Annotated in this window: 15 protein-coding genes, 4 tRNA genes and 1 pseudogene; 4 read left to right on the top strand and 16 right to left on the bottom strand. The window is 50.9% G+C overall.

The annotated features are described in order from the left end of the window. The first annotated feature begins 298 nt into the window (after window positions 1-298). Both RHD99_RS09310 and RHD99_RS09305 read left to right on the top strand, forming a co-directional pair. Window positions 299-577, top strand: a complete 279-nt coding sequence (locus RHD99_RS09310) for a YdgH/BhsA/McbA family protein (RefSeq protein WP_309878533.1) — start codon at window positions 299-301, stop codon at window positions 575-577. A 353-nt stretch (window positions 578-930) separates the two neighbouring features. Beyond that, window positions 931-1,134, top strand: coding sequence for a hypothetical protein (locus RHD99_RS09305; protein ID WP_309878532.1), 204 nt, complete (start codon window positions 931-933; stop codon window positions 1,132-1,134). A gap of 89 nt (window positions 1,135-1,223) precedes the next feature. Here the strand turns inward: RHD99_RS09305 and RHD99_RS09300 are convergent, their stop codons facing one another. The 11 genes and pseudogenes from RHD99_RS09300 to RHD99_RS09250 form a co-directional block, all read right to left on the bottom strand. After that, entirely contained in the window at window positions 1,224-2,135 is a 912-nt protein-coding gene (locus RHD99_RS09300; protein ID WP_309878531.1) for a manganese-dependent inorganic pyrophosphatase, read from the bottom strand. 38 nt (window positions 2,136-2,173) lie between these two features. After that, window positions 2,174-2,317 (bottom strand): annotated as a pseudogene (locus RHD99_RS09295) (IS6 family transposase); the annotation flags it as partial. A gap of 148 nt (window positions 2,318-2,465) precedes the next feature. Further along, window positions 2,466-2,552 (bottom strand) — tRNA-Leu (locus RHD99_RS09290). 12 nt (window positions 2,553-2,564) lie between these two features. Then, a tRNA-Cys gene (locus RHD99_RS09285) sits at window positions 2,565-2,638 on the bottom strand. 49 nt (window positions 2,639-2,687) lie between these two features. Beyond that, window positions 2,688-2,763, bottom strand: a tRNA-Gly gene (locus RHD99_RS09280). Between the two features lie 223 nt (window positions 2,764-2,986). Beyond that, window positions 2,987-3,934: an HTH-type transcriptional regulator Cbl gene (gene cbl / locus RHD99_RS09275; RefSeq protein WP_309878530.1), complete on the bottom strand. Its 948-nt coding sequence runs from the start codon at window positions 3,932-3,934 to the stop codon at window positions 2,987-2,989. Window positions 3,935-4,052: 118 nt separating this feature from the next. Next, window positions 4,053-4,970 (bottom strand): nitrogen assimilation transcriptional regulator NAC, encoded by a 918-nt coding sequence (nac, locus tag RHD99_RS09270; RefSeq protein WP_183269667.1) that lies wholly within the window; start codon window positions 4,968-4,970, stop codon window positions 4,053-4,055. 235 nt (window positions 4,971-5,205) lie between these two features. Further along, on the bottom strand, window positions 5,206-5,709 hold the full coding sequence (locus tag RHD99_RS09265) for a protein disulfide oxidoreductase (protein WP_309878529.1): 504 nt from the start codon (window positions 5,707-5,709) through the stop codon (window positions 5,206-5,208). Next, the gene (locus RHD99_RS09260; protein ID WP_309878528.1) at window positions 5,699-6,310 is read right to left on the bottom strand and encodes a DsbA family protein; all 612 of its coding nucleotides are present in this window, start codon (window positions 6,308-6,310) and stop codon (window positions 5,699-5,701) included. Before RHD99_RS09260 ends, RHD99_RS09265 begins: the two co-directional genes overlap by 11 nt. Further along, complete coding sequence (locus RHD99_RS09255; protein ID WP_309878527.1) at window positions 6,310-8,193, bottom strand: protein-disulfide reductase DsbD family protein; 1,884 nt, start codon at window positions 8,191-8,193, stop codon at window positions 6,310-6,312. Before RHD99_RS09255 ends, RHD99_RS09260 begins: the two co-directional genes overlap by 1 nt. A 47-nt stretch (window positions 8,194-8,240) precedes the next feature. After that, on the bottom strand, window positions 8,241-8,606 hold the full coding sequence (locus RHD99_RS09250) for a copper resistance protein (protein ID WP_309878526.1): 366 nt from the start codon (window positions 8,604-8,606) through the stop codon (window positions 8,241-8,243). A gap of 190 nt (window positions 8,607-8,796) precedes the next feature. On the opposite strand from RHD99_RS09250, the gene RHD99_RS09245 reads away from it, so the two are divergent. Then, window positions 8,797-8,872 (top strand) — tRNA-Asn (locus RHD99_RS09245). A gap of 189 nt (window positions 8,873-9,061) precedes the next feature. Here RHD99_RS09245 and murP read toward each other — a convergent pair. Both murP and murQ read right to left on the bottom strand, forming a co-directional pair. Then, entirely contained in the window at window positions 9,062-10,504 is a 1,443-nt protein-coding gene (murP, locus tag RHD99_RS09240; RefSeq protein ID WP_183269672.1) for a PTS N-acetylmuramic acid transporter subunit IIBC, read from the bottom strand. Window positions 10,505-10,506: 2 nt separating this feature from the next. Continuing rightward, the gene (gene murQ, locus RHD99_RS09235; protein WP_309879124.1) at window positions 10,507-11,415 is read right to left on the bottom strand and encodes an N-acetylmuramic acid 6-phosphate etherase; all 909 of its coding nucleotides are present in this window, start codon (window positions 11,413-11,415) and stop codon (window positions 10,507-10,509) included. A 219-nt stretch (window positions 11,416-11,634) separates the two neighbouring features. On the opposite strand from murQ, the gene RHD99_RS09230 reads away from it, so the two are divergent. Beyond that, window positions 11,635-12,522: an SIS domain-containing protein gene (locus RHD99_RS09230; RefSeq protein WP_309878525.1), complete on the top strand. Its 888-nt coding sequence runs from the start codon at window positions 11,635-11,637 to the stop codon at window positions 12,520-12,522. A 27-nt stretch (window positions 12,523-12,549) separates the two neighbouring features. On the opposite strand, the gene RHD99_RS09225 is transcribed toward RHD99_RS09230, so the two are convergent. The 3 genes from RHD99_RS09225 to RHD99_RS09215 are packed head-to-tail and all read right to left on the bottom strand — an operon-like array spanning window position 12,550 to window position 15,030. Continuing rightward, window positions 12,550-13,326, bottom strand: coding sequence for an IclR family transcriptional regulator (locus RHD99_RS09225; protein WP_309878524.1), 777 nt, complete (start codon window positions 13,324-13,326; stop codon window positions 12,550-12,552). A gap of 27 nt (window positions 13,327-13,353) precedes the next feature. After that, window positions 13,354-14,553, bottom strand: a complete 1,200-nt coding sequence (locus RHD99_RS09220) for an aminotransferase class V-fold PLP-dependent enzyme (RefSeq protein ID WP_309878523.1) — start codon at window positions 14,551-14,553, stop codon at window positions 13,354-13,356. Between the two features lie 15 nt (window positions 14,554-14,568). After that, complete coding sequence (locus RHD99_RS09215; RefSeq protein WP_309878522.1) at window positions 14,569-15,030, bottom strand: RidA family protein; 462 nt, start codon at window positions 15,028-15,030, stop codon at window positions 14,569-14,571. Between the last annotated feature and the right edge of the window lie 2 nt (window positions 15,031-15,032).

Below are 15,032 nucleotides of genomic sequence, written 5' to 3'. Positions count from 1 at the left end.
TTCAATTATTGACATTAATTTTTTAGCATCAATCGCTCATGATATTATTGGTTAATAATTTCCAGAAATAATTTAATAATTCTTAAAGGCGTATTTCACTCTGACAGCGAGAAAGTCGGAAGTTTAAGAGGCAGTGGTATGGTCTGGATAATTCGCTGATGGCAAGCGTATTCAGGACGTGTGATGGGTATAAAACTGAGCACATTCCATAGTTTTTTCACTCTCTTCTCTTAGCATCTACACTTTAAAATGCTAATTGATTCTGAGCTCTCAGCAGCTTGAGGCTTACGAGGAAGTCATGATGAAAAGACTAATGTGTTTTTCTGTAATAGCGGCTTTTATGGCACTTCCGATAGTGACCATGGCTGCAGCCACAATTACGCCAGCCAAAGAGTTAGCCCCTGGAGCTACTCATCAGCAACAGATAGGTACTATCTCTGTCTGGGGAGATTCCTCTGATGATGTAGAGGCTTTCATTGGTAAAGAAGCCACTCATAAAGGCGCGACAGGTTATAAAATAATTTCTGAGAGTAGATTTGGAGACCAGACATACGGAACTGCAGTCCTCTACAAATAGTAGTCATCCATAATGTAGAACTAATCCTTATAAGTTAACGGCTTCCTCTGAGGGGTGCCGTTAACGAGTGATGTGAATAACGCCCCTTCCTACGATAAAGCCGGTTCCGGGCAAATCAACCACGCCAGTAAGCACCTGTCCAATACGCTATAAACATACTCATGATCTTCAGCGACCACCTAAATAGCGGGCAGACCTGGATGTCTCATCCTGGCTATTGATACAACACGTTGATATTTCGGTTCTCTTTCTGATAGTGAAATAATATCGTTCAGTGTTTTTTGAACCATACTTACTACAGCTTCATATTCATTTTCTGGTTTGCCCAACACAGGCCAATACAGGAGAAATGCATGCAGCTAGTAAATAATAAGTCTATTGTATCTTCCAAAGATTTAGATTTTATTGCATTAAGTTTTGCCCGGATGCGCTCTCAGGGTCGATACCTTTGTCCGGATGCAATCACAGGAAATATGGATGAAGGTTGCAAAACGTGGTTTCTTAAACATTATGCAACCTGCTATGAACTGTTACAGGAAAAAGCCACAGCGATGTAATCATTAACCGGGTAGTGAGAGCTACCCGGTTCTGGCACTGACAACAGCACCTTAAAAATGAGCGACACAGAGGAAGGGTGAGCCGCCAGTCACGATTTACCCCGGTGTTGATGAAGATGCTTTTGTAGCCAAGGGAGAAGCTGTTTTTTTCGGCTTAACATGCCATTCACCACACAGGGTTGTGGCTCATTCATTAGTGCAGCCCCGGAAAAATAGAGTTCTGATCGTCTGGCGTTTATATCCGTCAGCATCAAAACAACCAGTTCCACATCTGTTTCTATAGCATGCTGATCCATTTCCCGGCGAAGCGCATCAAGGACCTGTTCTGTCTGGCTCAGGGAGTAAAGTTCAAGTTGAGCAACGCGCACCCGGATACCATCGATCTCAAATGTTTTAATATCTTTATTGAGTAACTGTCTGGCGGTCATGCCCTCAATACTGGTTTTGGCCGTCAAGAGACTGGCAACAAATGAGCTCCGGTCTATTCCTGCGAATACGGTGAGTTCATCAGTTGCCGTACGATCGTCTTCGGTTGTTGTCGGCGAGCGCAGGTCCACAGTGTCGCTCATGACCGCACCCAACATAAGAATCGCTTCTGCAGGTGTAATATTGTCTCTGACAGATGGTGACATCAGTTGCCATAACACTGTTGCACTGCTGCCGACAGGTTTTATCCAGACCTCTGGGGGAAGTCGGGTTATCAGCCCTCCCAGGCGGTGATGGTCAATAATCCCGACGATGTTACTGTCAGTCAGTGATTCGGGGCCCTGGGCCGGCTCGGTAAAGTCAACCAGCCAGACCGCGCGATCAGCCAAAGAGAAAGACAGAGATTCCGGTAGCGGCAGACCCGCATGCTCAAAAATAAACTGCGTTTCACGATTTATTTCGCCAGTACGCCATGCCTGTGCTTCTTGCCCACGAAGCGTCAGCCAGCGGGCGGTCATAAATGCAGTACAAACCGAATCACTGTCCGGATGAAGATGGCCAATAACATGTATCATCGCTCATATCCTGTGTAGGGAAGTCTATGCTGCCTGAAGTGAATCGTGGCGTGGTCAACGTTGACTCCACGTTCGGCCAGCATATCCTGTAGCTCACGATAATTGATATCGTACTTACAGTATCAGCGTACCGCCCACAGAATGATATCTCGACTGAAATGTCGGGCTTTAAATACGTTCATGATTAGCGTCACGGGTGAAAACGGCAGTAAAGCTGAAGAGTGATGTTGATCTTTGCAACAGTGCCCACCCAAATTTCAGGCATAAAAAAACCACCCGTAGGTGGTTTCACGACACTGCTTATTGCTTTGATTATTCTGATGTTTCCCATGGTGCCCGGGGCGGGACTTGAACCCGCACAGCGCGTACGCCGAGGGATTTTAAATCCCTTGTGTCTACCGATTTCACCACCCGGGCTCGGGAAGAAAGTGGAGGCGCGTTCCGGAGTCGAACCGGACTAGACGGATTTGCAATCCGCTACATAACCGCTTTGCTAACGCGCCAAAACCTTTCACCTTTGCAGGCTGTAACAGAAACTCTGCTACATAAATTTGGAGCGGGAAACGAGACTCGAACTCGCGACCCCGACCTTGGCAAGGTCGTGCTCTACCAACTGAGCTATTCCCGCAAAATCATTTTAATGAAGCTTAAAGCTAATCATTTGATTTTACTATCTTCTGGCAAGCTGTGCTGCCGTTCGATGCGTTGCATTCTACTTACCTGACGCGGTGAGTCAATGAAATTTTCGGTCACCGCGCTTCGTTTGCTGAATTTTGCACCGTACCGATCACGCTTCAGGCAATTAGCGCCCCAAAACGGCTAAAAATTAGCTCTCCAAAAGGATAAAAGCATCAAATTTGATAATCCAGTACGGTTTCTTCAGGCTCAAGTGCTAATCGCTTAATATCCGCAACAGAGAGCTCCGGGTTACATAATTCGATAAAGCGCCAGACGTAATTACGCTGGAGCTGCCCGCGTTTGAGTCCAAGCCAAACCGTGTTGGCGTCAAATAAATGACGCGTATCTAGCCGAACCAACTCCCCTCCTTCATCGCCGCTGGCCTGAAACGCAACCAGGCCAATACCCAGCCCTAATTCAACGTAGGTTTTCACTACATCAGAATCTTGCGCGCTCAGGACAATATCAGGCGATAGCCCGCGGCGTAAAAATGCTTCATCAATACGCGCCCGCCCTGTTATCCCCTGCCGATAGGTAATAATCGGCCAGCGGCTGATATCGTCGAGCGTAAGGGGATTGGCATGAATCAATGGATGGCCGTGCGGCACCAGCAAGGTGTGGAACCAACGAAACCAGGGATAGGCAACCACTAACGGATCGGTGCTCAATCGTTCACTGGCGATACCAATATCCGCCGTACCGTTATGCAACAACGTTTCTATTTCTTGCGGCGTACCCTGAATTAATTCAAGACGGACTTCAGGAAACAACGCACGGAAAGATTTAATCACGGACGGCAAGCTATAGCGTGCCTGAGTATGCGTCGTCGCAATCGTCAGCACGCCGCTGGCGTCATTGGTAAACACATCGGCCAGACGCCGTACATTACTGGCTTCATTAAGGATACGTTCGGCAATGACCAGCAAGGCTTTGCCAGGTTCCGTCATACCTAATAATCGCTTTCCACGGCGAATAAAGATCTCGATACCAAGCTCTTCTTCCAGTTCACGGATATGACGGCTGACGCCAGATTGAGAGGTAAAAAGCATGTTGGCGACTTCGGTCAGGTTGTAGTCCCGCCGAGCCGCCTCACGAATAATTTTTAGTTGCTGGAAGTTCACATTGCCCCCGGGGCATGACCGTTCTTTACACTATTGTTAAAGTGGCGGCCCCGAGATACCAAATAATAAAAACCAGCAACTTATTCGATTTAGCAATAAGCGCTATTTACCCACAGGCTTAGCCGACTAACAGCAGCTCGCGATTTTCTTGCACAGGACGAACCACTAAAGACATTAAAATGTCTTTTACCGCCTGAGCCTGGGGCGTCAACGCGGTGCGCGCCGACAAATTCACCGAGAGCGGTAAATTCAGCGATGGACTCGTAATGCGAGCCATCCAACCATTTGCGGAACTCACCAGCGATCGCGCCGCTGATTCTGGCAACACGGTGACGCCCATGCCACTGGCAATTGCCGCCGTCAGGGTAGAGATAGAATCAATTTCGCCGGTGATTTTTGCCGTCAGGCGACGCAACGAGAACGCTTCATCCACACGTTTACGAACCGCACTATAATCACGCGGCAGGAATAGGTTCATTTCGGCCACCGCACAGAGATCGACTGTCTGACCTGGACAGTCGCGGGTGCCGACCAGAAACAACTCCTCTTTAAGTAACGGTTGGCTAATGATGCCTGCCGTTGGAGAACGGTCATACAAGACCGCCATGTCAAGCTGGCCGCTTAACAGCTTGTCATTCAGGACAGAACTACTGTTCTCATGCAGATAGACCAGTACGTCGGGTAACTCCGCACGTACTGCCTGCAATAAAGGCATGGTAATAGATGAAGCCGCTGTACCGGGCGCAAGTCCTATAGACACCTGCCCGCCGATTGTTTGACCCACATTGCAAACCGCCAACTGTGCCTGTTCGCACTGGCGAAGAATCGTTCGCGCATGGGTATAAAGGATTTTTCCTGCTTCTGTTGGCGTTACGCCGCGTTTGGTGCGAATTAACAGCTGCTGGTCCATTTCACCTTCAAGGGTAGCAACTTGCTGGCTCAGCGCTGGCTGCGCGATATGCAGCACTTCTGCGGCCTGAGTCAGGCTACCAATATCGACGATTTTTACGAAGTACTTCAGTCGTCTTAAATTCATTTTGCCTCCTACACGGAATGCCAACGCCAGTTTCGGCAGTGATGTCACGCTAAGAATTGCAATATACTTGCCACTTTTGAGAAACATCCGACCAGATGCGCTAACAAGCTGGATAATAAGCGAAAGTGATTTAAACGGCGGGAATGAGGATTGAAACAAGGGTTCTCTTATGCCCCATAAGAGGTATGCGCGCACCATTACAGTGCGCACATACAGATAAACGTGGAACTCTCCTTTATATGCCAGCCCACCACAGGCGGAACTTCATCCCCCAATAGCTGGTCCAGCCGGTAGTCGAAGAAACCACCTCTCCTTTGTAAAGCACCACCAGCGTAGGCGTCACGCCAATCTGCCAGTTGCGGGATAACTCGCCCGAAGCGTCATTGACCACCGGAATCGTTATCTTCTTCTGCGCAAGCCAACGCGCGACTTCCTGCGGTTCGCCCGATCTCAACGCGATAGACATCACGTTGGACTGTTCTTCCACCAGGCGCGCAATGGATGGCGTAGTGTAGCGACACACGCCACACCAACTCGCCCAGAAATAGAGTAGCAACGGGCGCTCTTCACTCAGTGCATTCAGGGTAATGGTTTGCCCATCCAGCGTATGCAGCGGGGTGCTGTCGAAGGAAGCTGGCATTTTTGGCGCACGCCACCCATCCATCAGGATCACAATCGTGATAACGATCAGCGCGATAACCAGCACCTCTCGCCCCCAACGTCGCAGCTTACTTGTCATTAACCTGCTCCCGTTTCTCTTGTACCAGTTCGTCGAGAGATTCCCACGGCACTGCACCCGCCAAAAACGTATCGCCAACCAACGTAGCCGGTGTTCCTTGCACGCCGACAATCCGTGCCAGTTGCAGATTGAGGCTCAGCGTCTCCCTGCTCAGTTCATCCGGCTCGACGCGCGTTGAGCCACTTTTTGTAGCCGCAGCATCAATGGTGGCCGCGGTATGATTGCCCTTTTTCGACATCAGGCTTTGATGCAGCGCCAGAAACTCCTGCGGATGTTCCCGCCAGGTGGTGAGAGCCACTCGCGAGGCAAGCGACGAAGATTCACCGCGAAAAGGCAGCAGCTTGAACACCACCGCCACATCTGGATATTTCTGCACCACTTTTTCAAGCATCGGGTCGAACTGTTTGCAGTACGGACAGTTGTAATCAGTAAAAGAGATAATGGTCAGTTTTGCATTTGTAGCCCCCATCCGAGGGCTGGCCGGATCGTGGTACAACGCCTGGTAAATCATTTCCTGTAACTGATCTTCGTCGGATGAGGTCGCGGCGTTTGCGCCAAAAGTCGTCGCCACTAACAGCAAAAGCGTCATAAGCATTTTCATTATTTATTTCCTTTTGCTTCAGTGAGCGAATTCAGGACAACATCACGCGTTAAGAGTGTCGGGAGCGGCTTCCCAGCGGGAGAGTTTGGCCCATAGACTTGATTGAACGGCACACCGGCCTGGCCACGTTGCTTGAGAAACTCAGTGATTTCCTTCGAAGGAAGCGTCCAGTCGCCACGCAATGCAACCACATCAGGCTCCTGCAATGCGGCCTGCACATCATCACGAGCAATGACATTTAACTTGTTTATTTTGCAGGTGATACACCAGTCGGCAGTGACATCAATAAACACACGTTTATTTTGAGCAAGGGCATCCTGAATGGCCTGCTCACTTAACGGTTGCCAGGCGATCTTCTCTTCCGCTGGGCCGTTGGCTGTTGCGCTAAAATGCACCGGTAACAAACTGGCCAACCACAACGCCGATCCCAGCATCATCACCGCCAGTATTCGGCGCAACCAAAGCATCCAACGCCCAGGTTTCGGAAGGCGTAGTGCCAGTGACGGGCGCATGGCGATTAACAGCCACGGCAAGCTCATCCCCACGCCTAAGGCGAAGAAAATTCCCCATAACGTTGGCAATGAGGCACCCAATGCGATGGCGACCGCAGTTCCAAGAAACGGTGCGCTACAGGGAGTCGCCAAAAGCGTCGCCAGCGCCCCCTGCCAGAAATGCCCGCTCAAGCCACTTCCACCCTGCGTGGCGAGTTTCGTCGTCACTTTCGATGACAAATGAATCTCAAACAATCCGAACAGGTTGGCGCTGAATATCATCATCACCAACACCATAAAGCCGATAAACCAGACGTTCTGGAACTGGATACCCCAACCCACCGCCTGATGGGTTAAGCGCAGTACGGTCATCAACAATGCCAGCGCCATAAACGAAGTCAGAATCCCGGCAAACGAGGCGAGGAACTGCTGGCGTATCTGCCGCTGGTCTTGCTTTTCCACCAGCAGCACCGAACCTAATTTCATGCCAAGTACCGGCAAAACACACGGCATCAGGTTGAGGATAAATCCGCCCAACAGGGCAAGCAGCAACACCTGCCAAAGTGCTAAATCATCGCCCTCATCAGGCACCATTGGCGCGGCATCTATCGTCACGCTGCTTTGCTGCGCGACACCGTTATCGGCGATAACCAGTGACAAATGGCGTCCACGCAGATCGGGACCGACACCGTCCCAGCCATCGCTGACCGGGATCGTTGCCCACAGGGTTTCACCGTCTACACGGATTTTGGGTTTGCCGAAACTGGCATCTTCCGGCGTATCCAGATACAGCTCAGGCTTTTGCCAGCCTGCGCTGCGAGTGGCTTGCACGACTAACTCTGCATTGTGATACCCGGCTTTCAGAACATCCGTCAGACCATTCGGGAGCGGCACCTTGCCCATTGCTTGCGCATAGTCATGGGCAAAGGTCGCATCACCCTGCATCGGTGTGATTTCAAAGGGGAAATCGGTCAACAGGCAGACATCTTTGCAAGTCGAAAGCGTCAGTACACCGGCTATTTTTGTCGGTAGCTTATCTGCCAGTTTTATCGGGATATTGACCTGGTGCTGATAACCCTGAGTGGTGATCCCCGCCACATCGAACCGTTGCGGTACTGGCCAAAACCATTGGGCTGCTTTTAATGGTTCATTCCAGGTAATGGTGGGCGCAACGCCACCATCGCCAGGTGAGCGCCAGTATGTTTTCCAGCCATCCTCAAGTTTTACATCCAGCAAAACCTGAGTTTCGCCTTGCGGGGAAGTGTCAGCGCGCAGGCGCACGCTCGCATGATTATTATCGGCAAAATGAAGCCAACCGGATTGTGCAGCCCAACTGACTGGCACCCATAGCAGTAATAGACAGATCACTGTCTGCCTGAAAAGACTCAACATATTTTTTCTCCATAAATGAATTATCGAACTGTGTTAAACAGCCGGTTTCATTCACGGAATACGCAAAATCTCAGATGGACTCTGAGCGTGGGGGAGGAAAATTCTCGAACGGGGACAAGGGAGGAAGATCTCGACAACAATGGTGCAAGCAGCGTCACGATCAGGCTGAAGATAAACAGCGCAGCTTCAAACAGCACCGGCGGCGAGGCAAGGAGCGATTTAGCGCTCAATTCACAAGGCGTCACCGCTGATGCTTCATCAGCATCGGAAACACTGTTTTGAGTCAGCATCACGCTCTGAGCAGCTTTCATTTGCAAAGCATGCATCCCGGCCATGCGCTGCGCGGTGCACACTAACACCACCAGACAAGCCAGGAACAAAAACCACTTTGCGATTTGCTGCTGTTTTAACATGAATTCTTCACTCCATTTGAACCGCATATCTTAGCCCGTCACCTCCGTTTGGCAACTAATGTGCTGTAAAGATATGTCTGTGGCGTCAAACGAGGCGGTTTGCTTGTTTTATCAGCAAACGAACCAACAGCGTGATGAGAGGCTTTGACAAGCCTGAAACGCCTCGCTAATATGCGCCCCGTTAACCGATTCCTCTGTAGTTCAGTCGGTAGAACGGCGGACTGTTAATCCGTATGTCACTGGTTCGAGTCCAGTCAGAGGAGCCAAATTCGAGAGCCCGCTTAAGGAAACTTAAGCGGGCTTTTTTGTTTGGGTGCATCGTGGGGCAACCCAGTAATAATGCAGTGACAGCCTCTGGTAAAAGATATCGCTGAAGTGCCAACAGGTGAGGTGCAAATAGCCTCGAAAAAGCAGGCGGCAACGTGAGTTTTGGGGGATGCCGCCTGCCCTCGATCTTATGTCAGATCAACGTCTTTGTATCCAAAGAACCACGTAATAATGAAGCCACTAGCGTAGGAGATAAGCACTCCCGCTGCGTAAACCCCCATACCGGCATAGATACCCTGGGCGGATGTCATCAACGGCAGAGAAACCAGACCGGACGGGCCAAATACGGTGTTCAGGCCAATCGGCAGACCAAGCCATGCCACCAGGCCGATGAAGAAACCGCCGCACGCGCCGCCGAGACAGGCCGTTACGAATGGCTTAACGCGTGGCAAAGTTACGGCGTAGATGAGCGGTTCGCCAACGCCCAGCAGGCCAGGAATAATCGCCCCTTTCACCTGATTACGTGTCATGGAATGCTTAGCTGAGCGGTAGTAAAGCGCGAGTGCTGCACCGACCTGCCCACCGCCAGCCATCGCCAGAATCGGGAACAGTGAGTTAAAGCCCTGCACGTCCATCAGCGCAAAGTAGACCGGGATAAAGCCCTGATGAACGCCAAACACCACCGCAATCAGGAACAGCCCAGCAAGAATTGCACAGCCAAACGGGTTACCGTTCAAGTGCAGGAACAGCCAGGACATCCCTTTAAACAGCTCGCCACCAAAAGGCATGATCAGCGTAAAGGTCAACGCTCCGGTGATCAGCAGCGTCAGCAGTGAAGTGACAATCATATCCAGGTTATCAGGGACAACTTTACGGATCTGACGCTCGATCCACGCGCCCAGAATAGACGCGATCAGTACACCAATAATGTTACCGCGCGGATCAATGCCCATGCCGAAAAAGTTATCAATGCCGGAGAAATATCCCACCGTCGCTTCTGGGTTGTAACCCAGCAGGAATAAAGAAGCGATAATCGCCCCATTTACGCCCGAACCGCCAAAGGCTTTCTGTGCGTTATAACCAATCAGAATAGGCAGGAAGGTAAACAAACCCTTGCCGAAGATCTTCATGTAACCCACGATATGCACGATGGTTGCATTCTTCACGGCGGCGTCCGCCAGAAGGCTTTGTTCGATCAGCGTCGCAAAACCCAGCAGCATACCCGCGGCGATAAAGCCCGGGATCAGTGGCGTAAAGATGGTGGCAAACTTAGCGAGGAACTGATGCACTACGCTGTTTTGTTTTGCCTTCATCTTCTGTTTAGTGTCACTGGCAACGGAACCCACGCTCGGCTGCTCAAAGGCTGCGTCCGCTCCGTTAGCCAGCATCGTGTTCATCATTTCAGCAGCGGTTTGCGCTTTGCCGGGCCCAAGGATGATTTGCAACTGATCGTCACCGTTAACCACTCCCAGCACCCCAGCCAGCGCCTTGAGTTTGTCATGCTCAATCAACTGGTCGTTATTGAGTGTCAAACGCAGGCGAGTCATGCAGTGCCCACAGGTCTGAATATTATTTTTATTGCCGACCAACTGCAGGATCGTGGCAATTAATTGTTCCGTAATCTTCGCCATTGCTAGATCTCCGTATTGGCTAACGCCTTGCGAATAAAGCCATTGTTATCATTTAACAGTTGTTTAGCTTGCGCGGCGGTCAACTTACCCAGCACCATAACGATGGCGGTTTTGCAGTGGCCATCACAGGCAGCCAGCGCATCCGAGGCCGTCTGCTGGTCGCAATCCGTAGCCTGCATAACGATGTTGATTTGACGCTGAACGAGCTTCAGATTGGTCGCTTCCACGTCCACCATCAGATTGCCGTAGACCTTGCCGCTGCGGATCATCGCTCCGGTGGTCAGCATGTTCAGTACCAGTTTTTGTGCGGTACCGGCTTTCATACGTGAGGACCCGGTAACCACTTCCGCGCCTACCACAGGCATGATGGCAATCTTTGCTATTTGAGTGATTTCACTGCCCGCATTGCAGGTCAGCGCAACGGTGGTTGCGCCCAGGCTGTTGGCATAGTTGAGTGCTGCGACGACGTAAGGTGTACGACCGCTTGCGGCAATCCCTACCAGTACATCTTTTTGACTGAATTGCAGGTTTTTTAAATCGTCCACGCCCATCGTCAGGCTATCTTCTGCATTTTCAACGGCCTGAAGAATGGCCTGGTGGCCACCCGCAATCAGCGCCACAACCTGCTCGCGCGGCGTGCCGTAGGTTGGAGGGCATTCGCTGGCATCCAGAATTCCAAGGCGACCTGAAGTGCCCGCACCGCAGTAAATTAAGCGCCCTCCTTCCTGGAAAGCTGCAACGATAGCATCGACTGCCTGAGTGATAGCCGGGATCACCTTTTCAACGGCCAGCGCCACTTTTTGGTCTTCCTGGTTGATGACCCGCAGCATCTCTTCGGTAGACAGCATGTCGATGTTTTCACTGTGAGTATTGCGACCTTCGGTAGTCAGGGTTGTTAAATCGATTTTCATCATTATTGTCTCGCTATTTGTTCATGCCAAATGGCAACGTTAAAGTTCCAGTGCCCAGCCTTTAAATGGAATAATTAATGATTCAATAATCAATTAAAAGGAATATTTAATTCCTTGCAGTTAAATGTGACATGGTTCATACATTTTATCGGTCAAACACTATTCAGTAATTTCTTCAAATCCGTCTTTTGAAGGTTGCCTTTCAATCACGAGAAGGTAATGATCGAGCGATTTTTTGTGGAGAAACGCCGTGCTGTACCGTCAAAAATTGATCGAAAATATGGACCGTTTTACCCCGGAGAGCGCAAAATTGCGATTTTCATCATTGATAGTCCCGATGCTTTAAAAGAGCTTTCTTCACAACAATTGGCCCAAACGCTCGGCGTTAGCCAGTCGGCCATTGTCAAATTTGCCCAAAAGCTCGGGCTTCAGGGCTTCACAAAGTTAAAAGTGGCGCTGGCGGAGGAGTGGGGGAAACAGGTAACCGAACGTAAGCAACACTCACCCCATTTGCACAACGATATCAGCAGCCAGGATCCCCTTCTCGACGTGGCAAATAAGCTACTCAATGAAAAGCTTAACGCCATCCAAAAAACAACGGACAGCCTTGATACCGACCAGCTTGAAAAGGTTATTGGGCTGCTACAGGCTGCGAAACGCATTCACATCGTTGCCATCGGGGGTTCTTCTCTTGTGGGAAAAGACCTCGCCTGGAAGCTGATGAAAATTGGCTTTAATGTCCTGATTGAAACCGACAGCCACGTACAACTCACCATTGCACAAGCCCTGACTCGTCAGGATGTGATGCTGGCGATATCTTTCTCCGGCCAACGTAGGGAAGTGCTGCTTGCGGCTGAGGTTGCCCAATCGAAAGGTGCCGCTGTGGTGGCGATAACGTCCCTGCAGGAGAGTGAACTGAGAAAACTAGCCGATTACTGTATCGACACGGTTGCAGACGAACAGCGCTGGCGCAGTTCGTCCATTTCATCTCGCAGCGCACAGCTATGCGTGACCGATTTACTGTTCATGGCTCTGCTTCAGCGTAACGAAATTGAAGGGATGAAGATGATCGAGCAGAGTCGTAATCTGGTCGATAAATTAACCTGAGCGGGCTGAATTTGAACCTGAAAAACCTCAGGGATTCCGCCAACCCAGACGATTCTCAATATTTTCCGCACTCAGTTGCACCAGTTGGCGAAGATCTGGAGTGGTCTGCTCCAGCTTGCTAAAGGGCACCACAATGGAAACGGTAATCTGGCAGGCTCCATTCGTATCACATACCGGTGCGGCAATGCAGGCTACAGAAAAGTCGGACTCTCCAGCCTGCACCGATAAACGTTGCTGCAAAGCGAGCGTCGCCCCTTCGGCTAAAACCTGTGGATCAATTTCCGCACGCCCGGTGGGAGATTGACGAGCCGAACGCTTGAACAGCTCTAGCTTTTCTTCAAATGGGAGATGCCCAACCAACAGTTTGCCAGAAGCTGACCAGTTGAGCGGAATGCGCGTTCCGGTGCGTGAGGCCACCTGAAAATGGTCGTGACCCTCCGCCATGGCCAGTACCACCATGGCATCGTTATCGCGTCCACACAGTTGAACCACTTCCCCACACTGCGCATTCAACAGTTCCATTTCCTGAGTAGCAATGGTCAATAGGTCAAGGTGTCGGCTCCAGCTCAGCCCGTAATAATACAATCGCGGTCCGAACCAAATCAGGCCATTGCTTTGCCTTTCCAGCAGCGATTTACTGACCATATCTTCGACTACCGAATAGATGGTCGAAAAAGGGGCATCAATCGCTTTGGCTATCTCATAGGAGGTGCTGGGTCGTTGCTGAAGCTGCAAAAAATCAAGCACCTGTAACGCCCTGTCGATACCACTGGTGCGAGAACGTTTGTTACTGACTTCACTCATCGATTTCTCCAGCCCTTGCTACAGGAATTAATCGGGCCATTGTAATAGCGCCTTTTGTTTACTGGCTACCCTTTCCTGCCAGCTTGTTACACGCGCGGTGGGTGCGTTAGCCGCCTGGTCAAGCACTTCAATGATGCGTTTTAAAACAATATGTTCTTCTTCGGGGTGTAAATTGCAGGGATCAAGATACAGATAACCATGCTCGACCAGGTGGTCGCGCACAATGATTGGCGGTGAGCCTGCAGCAAGCTCGGCGGCAAAATCCCAGGCCGTAATACGCGCCAGCTCTGGATTAAGCGCTATTTTGCAACGATCCAGAGGATTGTCGGTCGGATCGGCTTCTTGCGAAACACTGACACCCACTCGCCCGGCCAGTCCATTTTCCCACAATTGCAAAATCTGCTTTTCACGCAAACGTATTCCCTGATGGTCGCGCTTCTCCCAGGCTTCAAGTGCGGCAAGCGCGCCAATAATGTTCTCTTTGCCGACTTTCATCCCACGAGCCAGGCCCCGATTTTGCAGCCAGGCGTGACGAACCCGATCTTTGTGCCCTGCCACAATGCCTGAAGTTGGGCCGCCGAGGAATTTGTGCCCGGAATAGAGCACGATATCTGCACCTTCAGCCAGGAAACGGCGCAGATCATATTCCGATGCCGCATCGACAATGACCGGCACACCATGGCGGTGGGCAATTTCACAAAAGAGTGGCAACGGTAACTGCCCATAGTGAACGGCATGGTGTGAAATAACGTACACCGCCGCAGCGGTGCGTTCGGTTATCGCTCCTTCAAATTGATAAGGCGCACAGCTTGTCGCCTGTCCGATGCTGACCACCTCGGCACCGGTCAGGCGAATAGCTTGCTCAACCGGTGCACCGAAATTCACCAGGTGCCCGGCCTGAACAATCACTTCATTTTTGCCACCGCGATAATGCGGCAGTTTTTCAATAGCCAGCAGATCATCGCCCGTCATACAACCCGCCACCGCCATGGAAATCCCTGAGGCGCAGGAGGTGGTGATAAAACCCGCTTCGCTGCCCGTTAATCGGGAAATCACTTTACTCGCATGGCGCTGTAAATCTGCCATCTCGACAAATTCAGGCAGTATCTGATTCATTGCCTCAATGGCCTCGGGTACCACAATCGACGACCCTAAATAGGTCATGGTGCCCGCAACATTAATCACTGGGCGTAACTGCAAACGCTCTCTGATATCGGAACGGCTCACGGCTTTTCTCCTGTTTTATTCAAAAGCAATAATCGCTTCGATTTCCACGGTGATTTGATCGGGAAGTGAAGCAAAACCCACGGCAGAACGGGCATGAACGCCTTTATCGCCAAATACATTGACCAGTAAATCAGAGCACCCGTTAATGACACCGGGGTGTTCTTTGAACTCGCTTTCGGCATTGACCATACCGAGCACTTTCACGATTTTTGTGACGCGGCCTAAATCGCCCAACGCTTCGTGGGTCACTGCCAGTAAATTAATACCGGTGAGCTGCGCGTGCTGGTATGCCTGCTCGACAGAAACCGTCGCGCCGACTTTGCCGGTATGTTTAAAGCCATCGGCTTCGACTGGCCCTTGCCCGGACAAAAACAGCAAATTCCCCACCTTCACGTGGGAGACAAAATTGGCAATCGGTGCGGGCGAGTCCGGTAACGTGATCCCGAGACTTGCGAGCTGTTGATACGGTGTCGACATAA

The sequence above is a fragment of the Buttiauxella selenatireducens genome, from assembly GCF_031432975.1.
Taxonomy (GTDB): Bacteria; Pseudomonadota; Gammaproteobacteria; order Enterobacterales; family Enterobacteriaceae; genus Buttiauxella; species Buttiauxella selenatireducens.
The sequence above is the reverse complement of the archived record's forward strand: the minus strand, read 5'-3'. Positions and strand labels throughout refer to the sequence as shown.

Coding starts and splice junctions, on each gene's coding strand:
- RHD99_RS09310 (WP_309878533.1), top strand. CDS start 299: ATGATGAAAAGACTAATGTGTTTTTCTGTAATAGCGGCTTTTATGGCA.
- RHD99_RS09300 (WP_309878531.1), bottom strand. CDS start 2,135: ATGATACATGTTATTGGCCATCTTCATCCGGACAGTGATTCGGTTTGT.
- RHD99_RS09230 (WP_309878525.1), top strand. CDS start 11,635: ATGATCGAGCGATTTTTTGTGGAGAAACGCCGTGCTGTACCGTCAAAA.
- RHD99_RS09215 (WP_309878522.1), bottom strand. CDS start 15,030: ATGTCGACACCGTATCAACAGCTCGCAAGTCTCGGGATCACGTTACCG.
- murQ (WP_309879124.1), bottom strand. CDS start 11,415: ATGAAAATCGATTTAACAACCCTGACTACCGAAGGTCGCAATACTCAC.
- RHD99_RS09265 (WP_309878529.1), bottom strand. CDS start 5,709: ATGACAAGTAAGCTGCGACGTTGGGGGCGAGAGGTGCTGGTTATCGCG.
- RHD99_RS09260 (WP_309878528.1), bottom strand. CDS start 6,310: ATGAAAATGCTTATGACGCTTTTGCTGTTAGTGGCGACGACTTTTGGC.
- murP (WP_183269672.1), bottom strand. CDS start 10,504: ATGGCGAAGATTACGGAACAATTAATTGCCACGATCCTGCAGTTGGTC.
- nac (WP_183269667.1), bottom strand. CDS start 4,970: ATGAATTTAAGACGACTGAAGTACTTCGTAAAAATCGTCGATATTGGT.
- RHD99_RS09250 (WP_309878526.1), bottom strand. CDS start 8,606: ATGTTAAAACAGCAGCAAATCGCAAAGTGGTTTTTGTTCCTGGCTTGT.
- RHD99_RS09225 (WP_309878524.1), bottom strand. CDS start 13,326: ATGAGTGAAGTCAGTAACAAACGTTCTCGCACCAGTGGTATCGACAGG.
- RHD99_RS09255 (WP_309878527.1), bottom strand. CDS start 8,193: ATGTTGAGTCTTTTCAGGCAGACAGTGATCTGTCTATTACTGCTATGG.
- RHD99_RS09305 (WP_309878532.1), top strand. CDS start 931: ATGCAGCTAGTAAATAATAAGTCTATTGTATCTTCCAAAGATTTAGAT.